The 1,065-nt window shown below is 50.0% G+C and carries 6 tRNA genes and 1 rRNA gene; all 7 read right to left on the bottom strand.

Features of this window, described 5'->3' with window-relative positions:
* Window positions 1-105: 105 nt before the first annotated feature.
* A tRNA-Ala gene (locus ASG02_RS06210) sits at window positions 106-181 on the bottom strand.
* Between the two features lie 22 nt (window positions 182-203).
* Window positions 204-280, bottom strand: a tRNA-Pro gene (locus ASG02_RS06205).
* A gap of 4 nt (window positions 281-284) precedes the next feature.
* Window positions 285-358 (bottom strand) — tRNA-Arg (locus ASG02_RS06200).
* Between the two features lie 38 nt (window positions 359-396).
* A tRNA-Leu gene (locus ASG02_RS06195) sits at window positions 397-483 on the bottom strand.
* A 62-nt stretch (window positions 484-545) separates the two neighbouring features.
* A tRNA-Thr gene (locus ASG02_RS06190) sits at window positions 546-621 on the bottom strand.
* A gap of 14 nt (window positions 622-635) precedes the next feature.
* A tRNA-Val gene (locus tag ASG02_RS06185) sits at window positions 636-711 on the bottom strand.
* A 9-nt stretch (window positions 712-720) separates the two neighbouring features.
* A 5S ribosomal RNA gene (gene rrf, locus ASG02_RS06180) occupies window positions 721-830 on the bottom strand.
* Window positions 831-1,065: the final 235 nt, after the last annotated feature.

The following is a 1,065-nucleotide window of genomic DNA, read 5'->3' as shown; positions in this document are numbered from 1 at the left end:
TGTGACCGAAGTCACGATTGACGAAGCTTGCGCTTCATTCGTTTTTGTATTCCGTAGAATACGATTTTTGCCTCATCGTTCAGTTTTCAAAGTTCGTCATAAAAATGGTGGAGCCTAGCGGGATCGAACCGCTGACCTCCTGCGTGCAAGGCAGGCGCTCTCCCAGCTGAGCTAAGGCCCCATTAAAGGGATGAAATTGAAGATGGTCGGGAAGACAGGATTCGAACCTGCGACCCCTTGGTCCCAAACCAAGTGCTCTACCAAGCTGAGCTACTTCCCGAAAATGCACCCTGAGAGATTCGAACTCCCGACCCCTTGATTCGTAGTCAAGTACTCTATCCAGCTGAGCTAAGGGTGCGGAATATAAGGATCAAACAGCAAACATCAAAATGAAAATGGTACCGAGGGCCGGAATCGAACCGGCACGGGGAAACCCCCGCAGGATTTTAAGTCCTGTGCGTCTACCAGTTCCGCCACCCCGGCAGGGATATAAAAGGTAGAACCTTCATTCATAATTGAATTCTGGTGATCATTGAAGATGAAAATGGTGCCGGCAACAGGAGTCGAACCCGCGACCTACTGATTACAAGTCAGTTGCTCTACCAGCTGAGCTACACCGGCAAGTGTAATAAAAATGGTGGAGGATGACGGGATCGAACCGCCGACCCCCTGCTTGTAAGGCAGGTGCTCTCCCAGCTGAGCTAATCCTCCATATGTATCGCCTGGCAGCGTCCTATCCTCACAGGGGGAAGCCCCCAACTACTTTCGGCGTTCAAGTGCTTAACTTCCGTGTTCGGCATGGGAACGGGTGTGACCACTTGAGCCCCCAACTACTTTCGGCGTTCAAGTGCTTAACTTCCGTGTTCGGCATGGGAACGGGTGTGACCACTTGGCTATCGCCACCAGACATTTATTATCTTAACATTATGTTCACATAACGTCAAGACTTTTTTTCATTTTTTTGAAAGGCTCGCGCCCTCAAAACTGAAGTCATCAACAATGCATCTGCTAGAACAAGGCCTCGACCGATTAGTATCACTCAGCTCCACATGTCGCCATGCTTCC

The sequence above is a fragment of the Exiguobacterium sp. Leaf196 genome (genome assembly GCF_001423965.1).
Classification (GTDB): Bacteria; Bacillota; Bacilli; order Exiguobacteriales; family Exiguobacteriaceae; genus Exiguobacterium_A.
Note: the sequence above shows the minus strand (reverse complement) of the source record. Positions and strands in the feature narration are given on the sequence as shown.